Source organism: Rahnella victoriana (assembly GCF_021276285.1).
Classification (GTDB): Bacteria; Pseudomonadota; Gammaproteobacteria; order Enterobacterales; family Enterobacteriaceae; genus Rahnella; species Rahnella victoriana.
The window spans coordinates 237,320-253,278 of the sequence record NZ_CP089920.1; the positions used below are offsets into that span (position 1 = coordinate 237,320).

13 protein-coding genes are annotated in these 15,959 nt (G+C 52.5%); all 13 read left to right on the forward strand.

Features of this window, described 5'->3' with window-relative positions; all coding sequences use genetic code 11:
• Positions 1–22: 22 nt before the first annotated feature.
• The 13 genes from J9880_RS22435 to J9880_RS22495 all read left to right on the forward strand — a co-directional run bounded on the left by J9880_RS22435 (position 23) and on the right by J9880_RS22495 (position 15,900).
• Positions 23–550 carry a DUF3304 domain-containing protein gene (locus J9880_RS22435; RefSeq protein WP_232770834.1) on the forward strand — a complete coding sequence of 176 codons (528 nt, stop codon included), beginning with the start codon at positions 23–25 and terminating at the stop codon, positions 548–550.
• A 116-nt stretch (positions 551–666) separates the two neighbouring features.
• Complete coding sequence (locus J9880_RS22440; protein WP_232770836.1) at positions 667–1,194, forward strand: DUF3304 domain-containing protein; 528 nt, start codon at positions 667–669, stop codon at positions 1,192–1,194.
• Between the two features lie 117 nt (positions 1,195–1,311).
• The gene (locus J9880_RS22445) at positions 1,312–1,839 is read left to right on the forward strand and encodes a DUF3304 domain-containing protein (RefSeq protein ID WP_232770837.1); all 528 of its coding nucleotides are present in this window, start codon (positions 1,312–1,314) and stop codon (positions 1,837–1,839) included.
• Between the two features lie 116 nt (positions 1,840–1,955).
• Positions 1,956–2,483, forward strand: a complete 528-nt coding sequence (locus J9880_RS22450; protein WP_232770838.1) for a DUF3304 domain-containing protein — start codon at positions 1,956–1,958, stop codon at positions 2,481–2,483.
• A 117-nt stretch (positions 2,484–2,600) separates the two neighbouring features.
• A complete protein-coding gene (locus J9880_RS22455; RefSeq protein WP_232770839.1) occupies positions 2,601–3,128 on the forward strand; it encodes a DUF3304 domain-containing protein in 528 nt (175 codons plus the stop codon).
• Positions 3,116–5,560, forward strand: coding sequence for a T6SS phospholipase effector Tle1-like catalytic domain-containing protein (locus J9880_RS22460; RefSeq protein WP_232770840.1), 2,445 nt, complete (start codon positions 3,116–3,118; stop codon positions 5,558–5,560). Before J9880_RS22455 ends, J9880_RS22460 begins: the two co-directional genes overlap by 13 nt.
• A gap of 13 nt (positions 5,561–5,573) precedes the next feature.
• On the forward strand, positions 5,574–5,831 hold the full coding sequence (locus tag J9880_RS22465; RefSeq protein WP_119824256.1) for a PAAR domain-containing protein: 258 nt from the start codon (positions 5,574–5,576) through the stop codon (positions 5,829–5,831).
• Entirely contained in the window at positions 5,828–6,967 is a 1,140-nt protein-coding gene (locus tag J9880_RS22470; RefSeq protein ID WP_232770841.1) for a hypothetical protein, read from the forward strand. Before J9880_RS22465 ends, J9880_RS22470 begins: the two co-directional genes overlap by 4 nt.
• The gene (locus tag J9880_RS22475) at positions 6,951–10,343 is read left to right on the forward strand and encodes an ImcF-related family protein (protein ID WP_232770842.1); all 3,393 of its coding nucleotides are present in this window, start codon (positions 6,951–6,953) and stop codon (positions 10,341–10,343) included. Before J9880_RS22470 ends, J9880_RS22475 begins: the two co-directional genes overlap by 17 nt.
• A 97-nt stretch (positions 10,344–10,440) precedes the next feature.
• Positions 10,441–11,214, forward strand: a complete 774-nt coding sequence (locus J9880_RS22480) for a hypothetical protein (RefSeq protein WP_232770844.1) — start codon at positions 10,441–10,443, stop codon at positions 11,212–11,214.
• 36 nt (positions 11,215–11,250) lie between these two features.
• Positions 11,251–12,846: a type VI secretion system protein TssA gene (gene tssA / locus J9880_RS22485; RefSeq protein ID WP_232770845.1), complete on the forward strand. Its 1,596-nt coding sequence runs from the start codon at positions 11,251–11,253 to the stop codon at positions 12,844–12,846.
• Positions 12,847–12,877: 31 nt separating this feature from the next.
• Positions 12,878–13,453 carry a DUF3304 domain-containing protein gene (locus J9880_RS22490; RefSeq protein WP_232770846.1) on the forward strand — a complete coding sequence of 192 codons (576 nt, stop codon included), beginning with the start codon at positions 12,878–12,880 and terminating at the stop codon, positions 13,451–13,453.
• On the forward strand, positions 13,441–15,900 hold the full coding sequence (locus tag J9880_RS22495) for a T6SS phospholipase effector Tle1-like catalytic domain-containing protein (RefSeq protein ID WP_232770848.1): 2,460 nt from the start codon (positions 13,441–13,443) through the stop codon (positions 15,898–15,900). The genes J9880_RS22490 and J9880_RS22495 overlap by 13 nt, the downstream gene beginning before the upstream one ends.
• The last annotated feature ends 59 nt before the right edge of the window (positions 15,901–15,959 follow it).

Here is a 15,959-nt window from a genome sequence, read left to right on the forward strand (position 1 = left end):
ATTTGTCTCAGGGAAGGGAAAAATGACACCTTATAAAATCAGCCTGCTGGCCGGGCTTTTGCTTGTTTCAGCCTGCTCTCAGCCCGGCGCAGTGGCTCAGGGCGGCGGGGCGGGCACCATCGAAGCCATCAACCATACCCACTGGGCTATCAATAACTTCAGTGTCAATGGTCAGTCCGGCATTGATATCATCGGTCCCTATCAGGGCGGAGGCGGCGGTTGCTGTTATGGTGTATCCGGCCAGTGGCGGCCGGGGATGACGGTCAGAATTGATTGGGAGACTGGTGTTGGTGGCACGAAAGGAGCTCCAGATTTTGATCAATGGGAAAAGTATCAGGCATGGAAAAAAAAGATAAATGCTCAAAATAGACAACATAGCAAAATCGTTTCCATCCCTGATTATACCGGCCAAAAAACCTGCGGCATCACCGTTCACTTTATGCCCTGTGATGACGTCAAAGTCACCACCTCATGTTGGGCGCCCGGAAATTCAAATTACCCGATCAAAGAACCCCTGAAAATGCCGGAGCCAAAAGACTGTCCGAAATAACCCCCTGCTGACCTTGTCCGGAAAACACTGTTGAGGATTTTATGGCTTATCCCTGAGCCGGAAATCCTCAGCAACGTGTTTCTCAGATGTACCACCTCAACGGAAGGAACTGTGACATGACACCTTATAAAATCAGCCTGCTGGCCGGGCTGTTGCTTGTTTCAGCCTGCTCTCAGCCCGGTGCAGTGGCTCAGGGCGGCGGGGCGGGCACCATCGAAGCCATCAACCATACCCACTGGGCGATCAATAACTTCAGTGTCAATGGTCAGTCCGGCATTGACGCCATCGGTCCCTATCAGGGCGGCGGCGGTGGCTGCTGTTATGGTGTATCCGGCCAGTGGCGGCCGGGGATGGCAGTCAGAATTGACTGGGAAACTGGACTTAATGATATGGATGGATTCCCTGGATTCGGGAACGATGAGAAGTATTTGGCGTGGGAAAAAAAAATGAAGTCCCAAAATCGCCAACATAGCAAATTAGTGCCGATCCCAGATTATACCGGCCAAAAAACCTGCGGTATTACCGTTCATTTTATGCCCTGTGATGACATCAAAGTCACCACCTCATGTTGGGCGCCCGGAAATTCAAATTACCCGATCAAAGAACCCCTGAAAATGCCGGAGCCAAAAGACTGTCCGAAATAAAGCCCCTGCTGACCTTGTCCGGAAAACACTGTTGAGGATTTTATGGCTTATCCCTGAGCCGGAAATCCTCAGCAACGTGTTTCTCAGATGTACCACCTCAACGGAAGGAACTGTGACATGACACCTTATAAAATCAGACTGCTGGCTGGGCTTTTGCTTGTTTCAGCCTGCTCTCAGCCCGGCGCCGTGGCTCAGGGCGGCGGGGCGGGCACCATCAAAGCCATCAACCATACCCACTGGGCTATCAATAACTTCAGTGTCAATGGTCAGTCCGGCATTGATATCATCGGTCCCTATCAGGGCGGAGGCGGCGGTTGCTGTTATGGTGTATCAGGCCAGTGGCGGCCGGGGATGACGATCAGAATTGACTGGGAGACAGGAGTTGGATATTCAATGGACTTCCCCGGCTATGGGAATGAAGAAAAATATCTGGCTTGGGAAAAAAAGATAAATGCCCAAAAACAACAGCACAGCAAAATTGTTTCCGTCCCTGATTATACCGGCCAAGAAACCTGCGGTATTACCGTTCATTTTATGCCCTGTGATGACGTCAAAGTCACCACCTCATGTTGGGCGCCCGGAAATTCAAATTACCCGATCAAAGAACCGCTGAAGATGCCGGAGCCAAAAGACTGTCCGAAATAACCCCCTGCTGACCTTGTCCGGAAAACACTGTTGAGGATTTTATGGCTTATCCCTGAGCCGGAAATCCTCAGCAACGTGTTTCTCAGATGTACCACCTCAACGGAAGGAACTGTGACATGACACCTTATAAAATCAGCCTGCTGGCCGGGCTGTTGCTTGTTTCAGCCTGCTCTCAGCCCGGCGCAGTGGCTCAGGGCGGCGGGGCGGGCACCATCGAAGCCATCAACCATACCCACTGGGCGATCAATAACTTCAGTGTCAATGGTCAGTCCGGCATTGATATCATCGGTCCCTATCAGGGGGGCGGAGGCGGCTGCTGCTATGGCGTGTCGGGGCAATGGCACCCAGGAATCACGGTCAGGGTGGACTGGGAGACGGGTGAAGGCGGGTCTAAAGGTTTTCCAGGCTTTGCTGACACAGCTAAATACTTAGCGTGGGAGAAGAAAATGAAATCCCAGAACCGTCAGCATAGCAAGGTTGTTCCACTGCCTGACTACACCGGTCAGAAAACCTGCGGCATCACCGTACATTTTATGCCCTGTGATCAGGTCAAAGTCACCACCACCTGTATGACCTACGACAACCCCAACTACCCGATCAAAGAACCGCTGAAAATGCCGGAGCCAAAAGACTGTCCGAAATAAAGCCCCTGCTGACCTTGTCCGGAGAACACTGTTGAGGATTTTATGGCTTATCCCTGAGCCGGAAATCCTCAGCAACGTGTTTCTCAGATGTACCACCTCAACGGAAGGAACTGTGACATGACACTTTATAAAATCAGCCTGCTGGCCGGGCTTTTGCTTGTTTCAGCCTGCTCTCAGCCCGGCGCAGTGGCTCAGGGCGGCGGGGCGGGCACCATCAAAGCCATCAACCATACCCACTGGGCGATCAATAACTTCAGCGTCAATGGCCAGTCCGGCATTGACGCCATCGGTCCCTATCAGGGCGGCGGCGGTGGCTGCTGTTATGGTGTACCCGGCCAGTGGCGGCCGGGGATGACAGTTAGAGTTGATTGGGAAAGTGGTGAAGCATCAACAAAGGGATTCCCAGGGTTTGCTGATAGAGAAAAATTTTTGGCTTGGAAAGCTAAAATGACGGCCAATAATCGTCAACATAGCAAATTAGTGCCGGTACCTGATTATACCGGGCAAGAAACCTGCGGTATTACCGTTCATTTTATGCCCTGTGATGACGTCAAAGTCACCACCTCATGTTGGGCGCCCGGAAATTCAAATTACCCGATCAAAGAACCCCTGAAAATGCCGGAGCCAAAAGTATGTCCGAAATAAAATCTGACACTGCCGATCTGGCCTGGTATCCGGCACAATTTCCAGACGATGGGCGTCTGCCAACACTGGCCGCGCTGACCGGCAAAAACTGCCATTTACAGAGCAGTCAAGAAAGGGCTTACCGTCAGGAACTCTGTCTGGCCGCTGACCGGCGGGTAGAGCCACCCTGCTGCAAAACCCTGCATATCAGCCTGTTTTTCGACGGCACCGGCAATAACCTGAATAACGATCAGTATTTATCAGACCCTAAGCACCCGACCAATATTGCCCGTCTGTTCCGAGCTACCATCGGTACCGGATATGCTGGTGGAGCACAACAAAGAAAGTCAGATCTGCTGGATGCCGATACCTCTGCTGATGAGAAATTTTTTAAATTCTATATCCCTGGCGTCGGTACCCCTTTCACCGAAATTAACGATCTTGAATACAGCATGGCCGGGCTGGCCGGAGCACGTTATGGCGAAGACCGTATCAACTGGGCGCTGTTACGCCTAATTGATACCCTGCAATATGTCCTCACCTCAAAATGGATGAGCAATAGTGATTCCCTCGCATCCATCAAAGAGATGAACACCACATGGGCAAGGTTTGGCTTCGGCGGCTCACATAACCGGTATGAAGAGTTCAACAAACGGATTAAAAAACTCGAACCGAAGCTACGTACGGCGCTGGCACCTGCCGAGCCGGGCAAACCGAAACTGCTGGGTATCAAACTGTATGTTTATGGTTTTTCACGCGGTGCGGCGGAAGCCCGCGCGTTTGTCCGCTGGCTGAGCGAACTGCTGCCTAAACCGGCAGCCGAAGGTCTGAAACCTGAGCAATGTCTGGCTGTTAACGATTTAAAAATACCCCTCAGCGTGGAGTTTCTCGGTTTGCTGGATACCGTGGCCTCGGTTGGTGTGGCTCATATCGCACCCGTGGCCGAAGGGCATATGGCCTGGGCTGACGGCACGCAGGAACTGCCTGATGAAGAAACCTACGGCGGGCTGATCAAACGCTGTGTCCATCTGATTGCGGCCAATGAGCAACGTTTGTGCTTTCCGATGGATTCTATCCGTCGCAGCAACGGAAAGTATCCGGCCAACAGTGTCGAAGTGATTTATCCGGGGATGCATTCTGATTTAGGCGGAGGTTATCCACCGGGTGACCAGGGAAAAGCTAATGGCAAAGATGATAGTTTGTTACTTTCGCAGATTGCATTGCATGAACTATACGCTAGTGCGTTTTCGGTAGGAGCGCCCTTAAAAGTTGCAGAGGAGCCCTTACCACTAGATTTGCGAAATGATAACTGGCGAATTATGCCATTAGATTTATTTTTGCAATTCGATATTTCTTCAGACCTCATTAGCCGCTTCAACGCCTGGCGTGAAGTCACGCTCCATTTATCCTCTGCTCCGCAGCCTTTACCGGCAGAACAGGCTGCGCAGTTTGACCCGGTTCGCGCCAGCGTAACCCTTGAAAAAGCCGTGGAAAACCAGATGGCGTGGATCACCGCGTGGCGAATTAATCGCTACGCCGGTGCAACCTTACTCAAAACCCCGTTTTATAACCGGGCTACCAATACAGACAGCACGCAGTTACAGCTTGAGGCCTCTAAAGATATCCGCGAGGCCAAACAGAAAAAAATAGAGGAAAAACGCAAGGAACAGCTCGCCGCTTACAAGCCCGGCGATCCACCGGTGGTGCTGGAACCTGGCGTTAAAGATTTTGACCCGGACATTGCTAAAACGCAGCTTTATCAGGCTGCGCTGGAATTCGGTCAGGATTACCGCGAGCAGTCACGCAGCATGACCAGCACCTGGCAACTGGTACTGGATAAAATCCCCGAGACCGCCATGTTCCTGATTAATACCGATGATGAACGAGAGGAATTTAACCGGATGAAGACCGGTGCAAATCCCCTCGTTGCCATCATGTTTCCTGCCGCGGGCGAAGAAAGTAATGCAACACAGCCATCGGGGCTGCTTCGCGCTTTTTATGATGATCAGGTGCATGATTCCCGTGCGTGGTTTTTACATTCCACATTCGGCAGCCGCGAGCCCTGGGGCAGTTATTTCCGCTACCGAATGGTCTATTTCGGCGACAAGTGCAATAAGTCGCTTTCTCCTCTGACCGTCGCGGGCAATGTCATCGGCGCAGCCACGCTGGCAGGTGGCGTGATCTTCACATTCAAACAAAAATCACTGACCGGAAAACTAGCCGGACTGGCGGGTACTGCTGGCGTAATGAGAATGGAAGCCAAAGCGATGGATCTGCTGACTGGCCTGCCGTTACCGATGTTGCCTGAGGCTGCGCAGATGACCGCATTCACACAGGCACCGGGTAGCGTGATCAGTCAGCAGAAAGAACTGATCGGCGAACAGCAGCTTGAACTGGCAAAAACACAGATTGCTTCGCGCTGGGCACAGGCCGCGTCCGCGCTGATGTCGTAATCAGGAGTCAGGAATGAAAAACATCATAAGACAGGGTGACAGTCTGCGTGAATACGGCGGCAAAGTACTGGGCGGTCATTACCTGTGTTTCGGAAAAGGGATCGCCTGCAAAGGGGATCCGGTCATCTGTAATCATCATGGAATGACCAAAATTGCCGAAGGCAGTGCTATTTCAGAGGTTGACGGCCAGCCTGTCGCATTGCACGGACATCGGTGTGCATGCGGTTGCACGCTGGTCAGCTCTTTTCCCGATTTTGGTATTGAGAAATGAAACCTCAGCCCTCTTTCCCGGCATACCGTCAGGCTCGTCCTCCTGCAGGTAAACGCTGGCTGGCAACCGGCGCGACCTTGTTACTGCTGACGGGCGGCTTATCCGCATTGTTACGCCCACGCGAAGCAGGATACAGCGAGATGCTCATCATTTCAGGTGTGATCCTGATGATATGTGCCCTCGCGTGGGGGATACGTATCTTGCTGTATCGTGTGACATTGCATAATGCACAACTTTATCGCCGCGAAGTGCAGCGGGTTCAGGAGAGTTGGTGGGCGCGTCATCGTCAGCATGTCGCGCTGGCAGAGGCGGTATTAATTGGCCCTCCCGGAACCACATTGGCCCAGTGGCTACGTCTGGTTAATCGTGATCACCGGAAGCCGGAGATCAATGCTGAAACCGGGGGTAAAACATTGCGTTTATTGCACTCTTTTACCACTGATACCACTGAGCGTGAAAACCAGCTGGCGCAAACACTGGCCTTACAATGGCGTGAGCAGCATCAGGGTGAACTGACGACCACGCCGCTGCACTGTTACTGGTCTGGGACTCAGGCGTCATGGCTGGCATTTTATACCCAAATGGGCGTGTCATTTCCCCATCTCGTTTTACCGCCATCGCCGTTGCCCTGGCTGGGTGAGACAAGCATGGAAAACATCATTGATGAAATGACGTCTTCTGCACCTGAATCTTTCATCCTTTGTGCGGGGTGTCGTTCAGTTCCCGCGTCGCATGAAAGCCGGTTACCTGCAGGTGAAGCTGCCGTTCTGTGGCTGCTGGGTAAGAAAGGAAAAGTCCAGTTCTCGCGGGGAGAAGTGTGTGACACGCTTGCCGGAGAAAACGTACTGACGGTTGCGCGACGCGCCCTTCAGCAAAGTGAACTGACTCATCCGCCGGATGACAGTTTCTTATTTTCTCAACCCGACATGCCGGAGCTGAGCGAAACCGGATGGAATGTGACGCAGAATATTCAGGATCTCAACTGGGGCCAACTCGCTGAGATTGAATCAATGGTGACCCGAACTCTCGCCGCTTTTTTCGCAGAACATCAGGCGATACCTTGTGGCTGGATAGCCCGTAACCCTAATAACACCCTCGCGCTTGGAATTGTTAAACCCTATGGATCAGGAAAATAAGCCCGCTGATATCTCAGTGGCTCCCACCGTTATAACTTTTATCGCAACGCTGACGCTGCTCATCTTTTTGGGAGGACTGGCGTGGTGGTTCTGGGCCGAGAAGAAATCGACCGACTGGAACATTGTTCGTAATCTGGTGATGGTCTGTATTTTTATCTGGATTATTGCACTGAGCATTCTGACATTAGTTTTTATTGCCAGCCGTCAGTTCATCAAAGATAAAGTTAATACGCCAGAGTCCCCCCTCAAATCTCGCCGTAAGAAGCTGCAAGCCTCTTCAGAAAGCGCGATCATCAAAGCCCGCCTGCGCCGCCGCTACGGCCTTTTCTGGCGCTATAAAGTGCGCCTGCTGATGGTGGTCGGCGAACCGGAGCAAATCTCCGCATTGGCACCAAAACTGACCGAACAGGGTTGGCTGGAAGGCCAGCGGACAGTGCTGATTCATGGTGGCAGTCTGCATACGGCCGTTGATGAATCACGTCCGGGTGAATGGCGAAAACTGCGTCGCAGTCGTCCATTAGATGGCATTGTCTGGGCGATGACGGAGTCTCAGAGCAAAACGCCACAGTGGATGGACGACGGTCTGCGTTCGCTCGAGAAAACCGGTGAAGCCCTGCGTTATCAACCGCCGGTCTATCTGTGGCAGGTGTGTGAAAGCCGCTGGCCGCAGGATGCACGTATTGAGCAGCCAGTCGGCGCCGTTTTCGCGGCAAACGCCACGCCAGAAACGCTGGAAGCTCAGCTGACATCGCTGCTGCCTCGCTTACGCGAGCAGGGTATGCAGCAGGTGTTTGCTCACCCGCAACACGATTTCCTGCTGCGTCTGGCGCAAACGTTGGGTGATACCGGCGCTACCCGTTGGCGTCAGATCGTTACGCCGTGGTTTAACGAAGAGGCCAGACGTATTCCCCTGCGCGGGCTGATGTTCAGTCTGCCGCAAAACACCCGTTCTTCCGCCGGTGTGCATGAAAAAACCTGGGCAGCGCCCGCCAGCTGGCAGGCAGTGCTGGACGACTGCCGCCACGCCAACGGCCGCCGCGTGGGATTACCCTGGGAACAGACCCTGTGTTACAGCCTGCTCGCAGTGATCGTACTGTGGGGTGTGGGCAGTGTGGTGTCATTTACCGTTAACCGTCATCAGTTGGTATCGGCTGCCGGACAGGCTCAGCAACTGGCGAAACCCCAGCCCGTCTCCGATGAGCAACTTATCGCCCTGCAGGCGCTGCGCAATGATATCGGCCGTCTGCAGATCCGTATCCAGAAAGGCGCACCCTGGTATCAACGTTTCGGGTTAGACCATAATGACCGGTTACTGACGACACTGATGCCATGGTATGGCAATGCCAGCAATCGCCTGATCCGTGATGCTGCGGCAGAAACTCTGCGGCAAAAACTCAGCGTACTGGCTAACCTTCCCGCCAACAGTCCGAAACGGTCGGCACTGGCCAAACCGGGTTACGACCAGTTGAAAGCCTACCTGATGATGGCGCGTCCCGATAAAGCCGATGCGGCATTTTATACCGGCGTGATGAAAACGACCGCGCCTCAACGTAAGGGTGTCTCGCCCGGCTTGTGGCAGAGTCTGGCACCAGACTTATGGCAGTTTTATGCCGCCAACCTCCCTGCTCAGCCCGGCTGGAAAATTACACCGGATAAAGGGCTGGTGTCGCAGGCAAGACAGGTTCTGTTGAGTGAAATTGGTCAGCGTAACGCCGAAAGTACACTTTACGAAAACATGTTGCTCTCGGTACGTCGTAATTATGCGGACATGACCCTGACGGACATGGCCGGTGATACCGATGCCAGCCGCCTGTTCCACAGCGATGAGGTGGTGCCGGGCATGTTCACCCGCAAGGCATGGGATGAACAAATTCAGCAGGCGATCGATAAGGCAGTCTCATCCCGTCGTGAAGAGATCGACTGGGTTCTGAGCGATAACCGTCGTGCCGTCGCAGAAGAGATCTCACCGGAAGCACTGAAAAAACGCCTGACCGAACGCTACTTCACAGATTTTGCCGGTAGCTGGCTGAGTTTTCTTAACAGCCTGCGCTGGAACGATGCCCGTAACTTATCGGATGTTATCGATCAGCTCACGCTGATGAGCGATGTCCGCCAGTCCCCGCTGATTGCGTTGATGAATACGCTGGCATGGCAGGGGCAAACCGGGCAGCAGAATGAGGCTTTATCAGACTCTCTGGTGAAATCCGCCAAGGCGTTGATCAATAAAGATACCCAGCCTGCCATTGACCAGTCAGCAAACGGTCCCGTCGGACCGCTGGATGAAACCTTCGGGCCGTTGCTGGCTCTGATGGGCAAAGGCGGCGCGCAAAATATGATGTCTGCTGACAGTTCGCTGAGCCTGCAAACGTTGCTGACCCGTGTGACCCGTGTGCGACTGAAACTTCAGCAGGTGGCGAATGCTTCTGATCCGCAGGAAATGACTCAGGTACTGGCGCAGACCGTCTTTCAGGGAAAAAGCGTTGACCTGACTGACACGCAGGAATACGGCAGTCTGATCGCCGCGAGCCTCGGTGAAGAATGGAGCGGCTTCGGACAGACTATGTTTGTTCAGCCATTGACGCAGGCGTGGGAAACCGTGCTTCAGCCCTCCTCTGCCAGTCTGAATGATCAGTGGAAAAATGCTATCGTCGCCAACTGGAAATCAGCGTTTGACGGCCGTTACCCGTTTGCCGTCAGCAAAAGCGATGCCTCGCTGCCGATGCTGGCAGAGTTTATCCGTAAAGACAGCGGCCGCATCGACAGCTTCCTGACCCGCGAACTGGGCGGTGTTCTGCATAAAGAAGGCACGCGCTGGGTGCCGGACAAAGTAAACAGCCAGGGGCTGGTATTTAATCCGGCATTCCTCGCGGCCATTAACCAGCTCAGTCAGATCTCCGACATTCTGTTCACTGACGGCAGTCAGGGGATGCGTTTTGAACTGCTGGCCCGCCCGGTGCCGGATGTTGTTGAAACCAATCTGTCGATCGACGGACAAAAGCTGCATTACTTTAACCAGATGGAAAGCTGGCAGAGTTTCCGCTGGCCGGGCGACACCTATAAACCGGGCACGATGCTGACCTGGACCAGCACAAATGCCGGTGCCCGTCTGTACGGTGACTATCAGGGAACCTGGGGGCTGATCCGCTGGCTTGAACAGGCGAAACAGCAAAAACTCGATGAAGGACGCTACCAGCTCACCTTCACCACCGCAGATAAACAACCGTTGCAGTGGATACTGAGAACCGAGCTGGGCAAAGGCCCGCTGGGCTTATTACAGCTGAGAAACTTCACCCTGCCACCACAAATTTTCCTGATTCAAAACACCCCGACACCGGATGAACAACCTTTCGATCCGGATGCAATCGCCGGGGAGTGACGTACTAACCGTCAGGCGCAGGCACGGAATACACTCCGCAGACCAAGGGTCTGGATAAAAAGTCGAAATCACACCGAAATAATATGCATGGATTTCAATGAAAAATAATCAGGGTTTAGCCAGTAAGGAATGGGCTGTGAATAAAATCAATAAAATTGTTTGGATAGGTTTAATCATTAATGCTCTGACGCTGGGTATTTTAGCCTATGCAATGGGAGATGCCTTTTATTACCTGTGGATTATGATTGTTATTTATTTAATTGCACTGGCCTTACAGTTGGCCAGTGTCTTCATTTTATTTAAAATACCCAGAATTGGGTTTATTTTGGCGATTGCAACCTCGGTTATTATGTTACCACTTAGCATGGTCTTTTTTATTGGCTATTTGTTTAGCTATGAAAATTGTCGTCATGGCGGCCTGACACTCTTCAAAGATGACGAACGCTGCCGGTCGGAAAGTGAGTTGCATTTCAAGACATCTACACTTGCTATGCGGGGTTTATTATTCATGATTTCTGGCCTGGTTTTAGGCTCATTGGGTCTATTTATTGCCTGGTTACTCGTTTGCGCTGGCCTGCTAACATTTGTGAATTCGTTCCGCTTGAAAAAACACATTATGCTGGGTTTAGTGGATAACAATCTTGTTGTTACACCTGGCCTGTATGCACAAACTTATCTTGTTCCACTGAGTGATGTCATTCTCATTGAAGAAAATAAAAAGCTTTTTCAATTAAAAATAACGACAGCGAATCTAAACCGGATATGTACGTTTAGAAAAAATCTCATTAAAGATAAAAATCATCAAATTGCACTGGAAGATATTTTTTCAAAACTGGCGCTACAAAATAAGGAATCGATGACTGCCCTGTAACAGTTCAGCCATCAGAAAAGGAACATAAGATCCAATATGGCCACATTAACCACCCTCCAAACTGCCTGCGGTGCAGAAAGTGAATCGCTGTTACAACAGGCGCAGCTTCAGGCTGAACTATGGGATAACTGGCTGCAACCTGTCACACAGGATCAGCCTGCGGGCGTTGACCCCGGCTATGACGATGACTTCCAGCAAATGCGCGAAGAAGTGAACAAACTCTCCGGCGCGGATACCACGCTGACCTGCGAACTGGCTGAAAAACTGCTCGCCACACAATGCAAGGATGTCCGCGTCGCCACCTACTACATCTGGGCGCGTCTGCATCGTGATGGCGAGGTCGGGCTGGCTGACGGACTTTCCCTGCTGGCCGGGCTGATCAATCGCTTTGGTGAAGCACTGCATCCGCAACGGGCAAACAGCCGTAAGACTGCTCTTGAATGGCTCGCAGGTTCGCGGGTGCTGGACAGCCTGTCGCTGTATCCGGAAGTCGATAAAGCCGATTTTGCCCGTTCTGTCGGCGCCCTGACGCTGATCGAACAAGGGCTTGGCGCATGGGATGAAGCTTCCCGGCCACAACTGGGTGCGCTGTATGCTGCACTGGAAAACCGGCTGGCGCAGTCCGGCGGAATGAATGCGGTGGTGCCGCAAAACAGCAGTCCGTCATCAGCGTCTCAGAATGAGAGCACTGCGTCATCCCTGCGCGCTGTGCAGTCAGGGCGTGACCTGATGGAACAGGCGAAAACGCTGGCAAAATATCTGCGTGACCAGCCGCAGGGCTGGCTCTCCGGACATCATCTGATCAAGAGTGTGCGCTGGGACACCGTGCATGAACTGCCGCCGCTGGATGCCAGTGGCCGCACCCGTCTTCTGCCTCCGCGGCCTGAATATCGCGCGCAGCTTAAACGATTATATCTGCAGCAAAGCTGGCTGGAACTGCTGGAGCAAGCCGAATCCATGTTCGGCGAAGGGGTGAATCATTTCTGGCTCGACGTGCAATGGTATCTGCATCAGGCGCTGAACAAGGCGGGTGCGCCATACGATGGCTGGGCAAGTTGTATCACACAGGATCTCAATCTGTTGTTAAGCCGGTTGCCGGGTCTGGAAAGTTTATCCTGGAGTGATGGTACGCCGTTTGCCGACGAAGTGACGCAGGGTTGGATCAATCAACATGTGCTCGAGACATCTGGCGGTTGGATCAGCGAAACCTCTTCTGCCGTCGCTTCCGGTGAAGACGATATCCTTCAGTTTGAATCTGAAGCGTTGGCACAGGCAGACCGTGACGGCGTCGACACCGCCCTGCACTGGTTGCAGTCCCGTCCCGGCATCAGCACACCGCGACAGCAGTGGCTGATAAGGCTGGTGATGGCACGCGTTGCCGAACAGTACGGCAAAAATGACATGGCACTTCACCTGTTGGGCGATCTCGATAATGGTGGTGCGGCGCTCACCTTGCCACTGTGGGAGCCAGAACTGATATTTGAAGTCAAAGCACGTCGGTTAAAATTATTGCGGATGAAATCGCAACGAGGCGACGGAGATAAAAACCGGGTGTTACTGGAAATGGACAGCCTGCTCAGCGCGCTTATTTCGTTGGATCCTGCACGAGCTGCTGTGCTGTGTAGTCAGTAAATTTTTTCACTTTTGCACAAGGAACGGTGACATGTCCGCATTCAAAATCAGCCTGCTGGCCGGGCTTTGTCTGCTCTCTGCCTGCAAGCCCCCTGCCGCTGAAGCACAAGGCGGCGCAGGTACCATCGAAGCTATTAACCACACCCGCTGGGCAATTAATCAATTCAGCGTTGATGGACAATCCGGTATTGATGCGATCGGCCCCTACGATGGCGGCGGTGGCGGATGCTGCTATGGCGTGCCGGGGCAATGGAAACCGGGCATGACAGTAAGAGTTGACTGGGAAACGGGAGTTGCCTTTGCGAGCGATGTACCGGAAATACCCGAACCTAAACGCCCTGTAGCTGATGGGGCAGATTACGAAAGTTGGCAAAAATACTTCGATTTGAAACAGCAGTGGTATAAAAAAATTAAAGCATTAAATCGTCAGCACAGCCTAGACGTTATTGTCCCTGATTACACCGGACAAAAAACCTGCGGTATCACCGTGCACTTTATGCCTTGTGACGAAGTTAAAGTCACTACTTCCTGTATGACTTACAACAATCCGAACTACCCGATTAAAGAACCGCTGAGAATGCCGGAGCCAAAAGTATGTCCCAAATAGACTCTGCTAAAAAAGATCTGGTCTGGTATCCCGCACAGTTTCCGGCTCAGGGTCGCTTGCCTGAACTGGCCGCACTGACGGGTAAAAACTGCCAGCAGCAGGAAAGTTATGAACGAGCCTACCGTCAGGAACTCTGTCTGGCCGCTGACCGTCGGGTGGAACCCCCATGCTGCAAAACCCTGCATATCAGCCTGTTCTTTGACGGTACCGGCAATAACCTGAATAACGATCTGTATTTGTCAGATCCTAAGCACCCGACCAATATTGCCCGCCTGTTCCGCGCCACCATCGGTACCGGCTATGCGGGTGGCGTTGAAGAAAAAAAGTCTGAACTGCTGGATGCTGATATTTCTGCGGAGGAACGGTATTTTAAATATTATATTCCCGGCGTAGGCACCCCTTTCACTGAAATTAATGACCTCGAGTACAGCATGACCGGTCTGGCCGGAGCACACTATGGCGAAGAGCGGATTAACTGGGGATTGTTGCGGATTATCGATACCCTGATGCGTACCCTTAAAATGGATAAGCTCAGCGACAGCGACTACCTGACATCCATAGATAAAATGGGCACCACCTGGATGAAACTCGGTATGGGTGGCTCTCACAACCGTTATGAAGAATTTAATAAACGGCTCACAAAACTCGAACCAAAGCTTCGCGTTGCACTGGCTCCGGCAGAACCAGGTAAATCTAAGTTGCTGGGCATAAAACTCTATGTCTATGGTTTCTCCCGTGGTGCTGCTGAAGCCCGCGCATTTGTCCGCTGGCTGAGCGAACTGCTTCCCAAACCAGCAGCCGAAGGCCTTAAACCGGAACAGTGTCTGGCAGTCAACGATTTAAAAATCCCCCTCAGTGTGGAATTTCTCGGATTGTTCGATACCGTGGCTTCGGTGGGAATCGCCCACGTTGCGCCGGTAGCCGAAGGGCACATGGCCTGGGCAGACGACACTCAGGAATTGCCCGATGAAGCCACCTACGGCGGTCTGATCAAACGCTGCGTGCATCTGGTGTCATCCCATGAACAGCGGTTGTGCTTCCCGATGGATTCCCTGCGCCGCACCGATGGCACATACCCGGCTAACAGTGTGGAAGTGATTTATCCCGGCATGCATTCCGATTTAGGCGGCGGCTACCCCCCAAAGGATCAGGGCAAAGCCATCAATGAGGAAGATGACCTCTATGATGACAGCCTGTTGTTATCGCAGATTGCGTTACATGAAATGTATGCTGCTGCTTTTATGGCTGGTGCACCGCTTAAAGTACAAAAAGATGCAGTACCTAATGACTTGAAGAAAGATATTTGGCGATCAATGGCAAACGATTTGGAAAATAATTTTGCTATCTCACCTCTTCTCATTGGGCGCTTTAACGCGTGGAGAGAAACGACACTGAATCTGCCACCGACTCAGGGAAAACTCACTTCCGAACAGGCTGCACAGTTTGAACCGGTTCGTGCCAGCGTCGCCCTCGAAGAAGCGATTGAAAACCAGATAGCCTGGATCACCGCGTGGCGTATTGATCGTTACGCCAATAAAAGTTTCCTCGTTACACGCTTTTATGACCGTGCCACGAATGAAGACGCTGAGCCTGAGCATATGGAAACATCGAAAAAAGACTATGCAGAAAGAGTCGACAACGTGGAAAAAGAGAGAGATAAACAACGGGCTGATTATCGCCCCGGCAATCCTCCCGTCGTGTTATATCCGGGCACCAAGGACTTCGACCCCGACCTTGCCAAAACGCAGCTTTATCAGGCAGCGATTGAGTTTGGTGAGGATTATCGCGAGGATCACCGCAGTTACACCAGCGTGCCCCATTTTATTCTGGAAACCATCCCACTGACGCCCATTTATCTTCTCCGGTCTGATGATGTCGGGCGGGATTTTCTGCTGATCAAAGGGTCGGGGAAATTGCATGTGGATACCCTGTTCCCTGCACGGGGCGAAGCCAGCAATGCGACCGAGCCTGGTGGTTTAGTGCGTGCGCTGTTTGACGATCAGGTTCACGACTCCCGAGCCTGGTTCCTGCATTACGCACTGGGCAGCCGTGAACCCTGGGGAAGTTATTTCCTATACCGGATGATCTATTTTGGTAAAAAGTGCAACAAAGAGCTCTCACTCATGACCGTAGCCGGGAATGTAGCCGGGGCGCTGAATCCCACCAAAAGTGTCATTTTCCGATTCTTACCCAAATCGGCCAAAGAAACAGTATCGGAAGGGATCGATGCAGCCAAAACAAAATTACTGCAAGCGGAGCCGCTGGATATCACTACCCAGCAACCACTGGCCATGCTGCCCGATGCCGGGGAAGTCACAGCATTCACTTATGTGCCCGGCTCTGTAGTCAGTCAGCAAACGCAGCTGATTGAGCAGCAAGACTATGACCAACACCAGACGATGATTGCATTGCACCAGTCAAAAATCGAATCATTGCAGGTGTCATAACTCAGGCAATTATTGCCGTTCCCTTCAGTATTAGCGCAGATGAGGTTGTATCAGCGCCC

What these genes read in the sequence shown, in the direction of transcription:
- J9880_RS22435 (WP_232770834.1), top strand. Translation starts at nt 23, where the DNA reads ATGACACCTTATAAAATCAGCCTGCTGGCCGGGCTTTTGCTTGTTTCA.
- J9880_RS22440 (WP_232770836.1), top strand. Translation starts at nt 667, where the DNA reads ATGACACCTTATAAAATCAGCCTGCTGGCCGGGCTGTTGCTTGTTTCA.
- J9880_RS22445 (WP_232770837.1), top strand. Translation starts at nt 1,312, where the DNA reads ATGACACCTTATAAAATCAGACTGCTGGCTGGGCTTTTGCTTGTTTCA.
- J9880_RS22450 (WP_232770838.1), top strand. Translation starts at nt 1,956, where the DNA reads ATGACACCTTATAAAATCAGCCTGCTGGCCGGGCTGTTGCTTGTTTCA.
- J9880_RS22455 (WP_232770839.1), top strand. Translation starts at nt 2,601, where the DNA reads ATGACACTTTATAAAATCAGCCTGCTGGCCGGGCTTTTGCTTGTTTCA.
- J9880_RS22460 (WP_232770840.1), top strand. Translation starts at nt 3,116, where the DNA reads ATGTCCGAAATAAAATCTGACACTGCCGATCTGGCCTGGTATCCGGCA.
- J9880_RS22465 (WP_119824256.1), top strand. Translation starts at nt 5,574, where the DNA reads ATGAAAAACATCATAAGACAGGGTGACAGTCTGCGTGAATACGGCGGC.
- J9880_RS22470 (WP_232770841.1), top strand. Translation starts at nt 5,828, where the DNA reads ATGAAACCTCAGCCCTCTTTCCCGGCATACCGTCAGGCTCGTCCTCCT.
- J9880_RS22475 (WP_232770842.1), top strand. Translation starts at nt 6,951, where the DNA reads ATGGATCAGGAAAATAAGCCCGCTGATATCTCAGTGGCTCCCACCGTT.
- J9880_RS22480 (WP_232770844.1), top strand. Translation starts at nt 10,441, where the DNA reads ATGAAAAATAATCAGGGTTTAGCCAGTAAGGAATGGGCTGTGAATAAA.
- tssA (WP_232770845.1), top strand. Translation starts at nt 11,251, where the DNA reads ATGGCCACATTAACCACCCTCCAAACTGCCTGCGGTGCAGAAAGTGAA.
- J9880_RS22490 (WP_232770846.1), top strand. Translation starts at nt 12,878, where the DNA reads ATGTCCGCATTCAAAATCAGCCTGCTGGCCGGGCTTTGTCTGCTCTCT.
- J9880_RS22495 (WP_232770848.1), top strand. Translation starts at nt 13,441, where the DNA reads ATGTCCCAAATAGACTCTGCTAAAAAAGATCTGGTCTGGTATCCCGCA.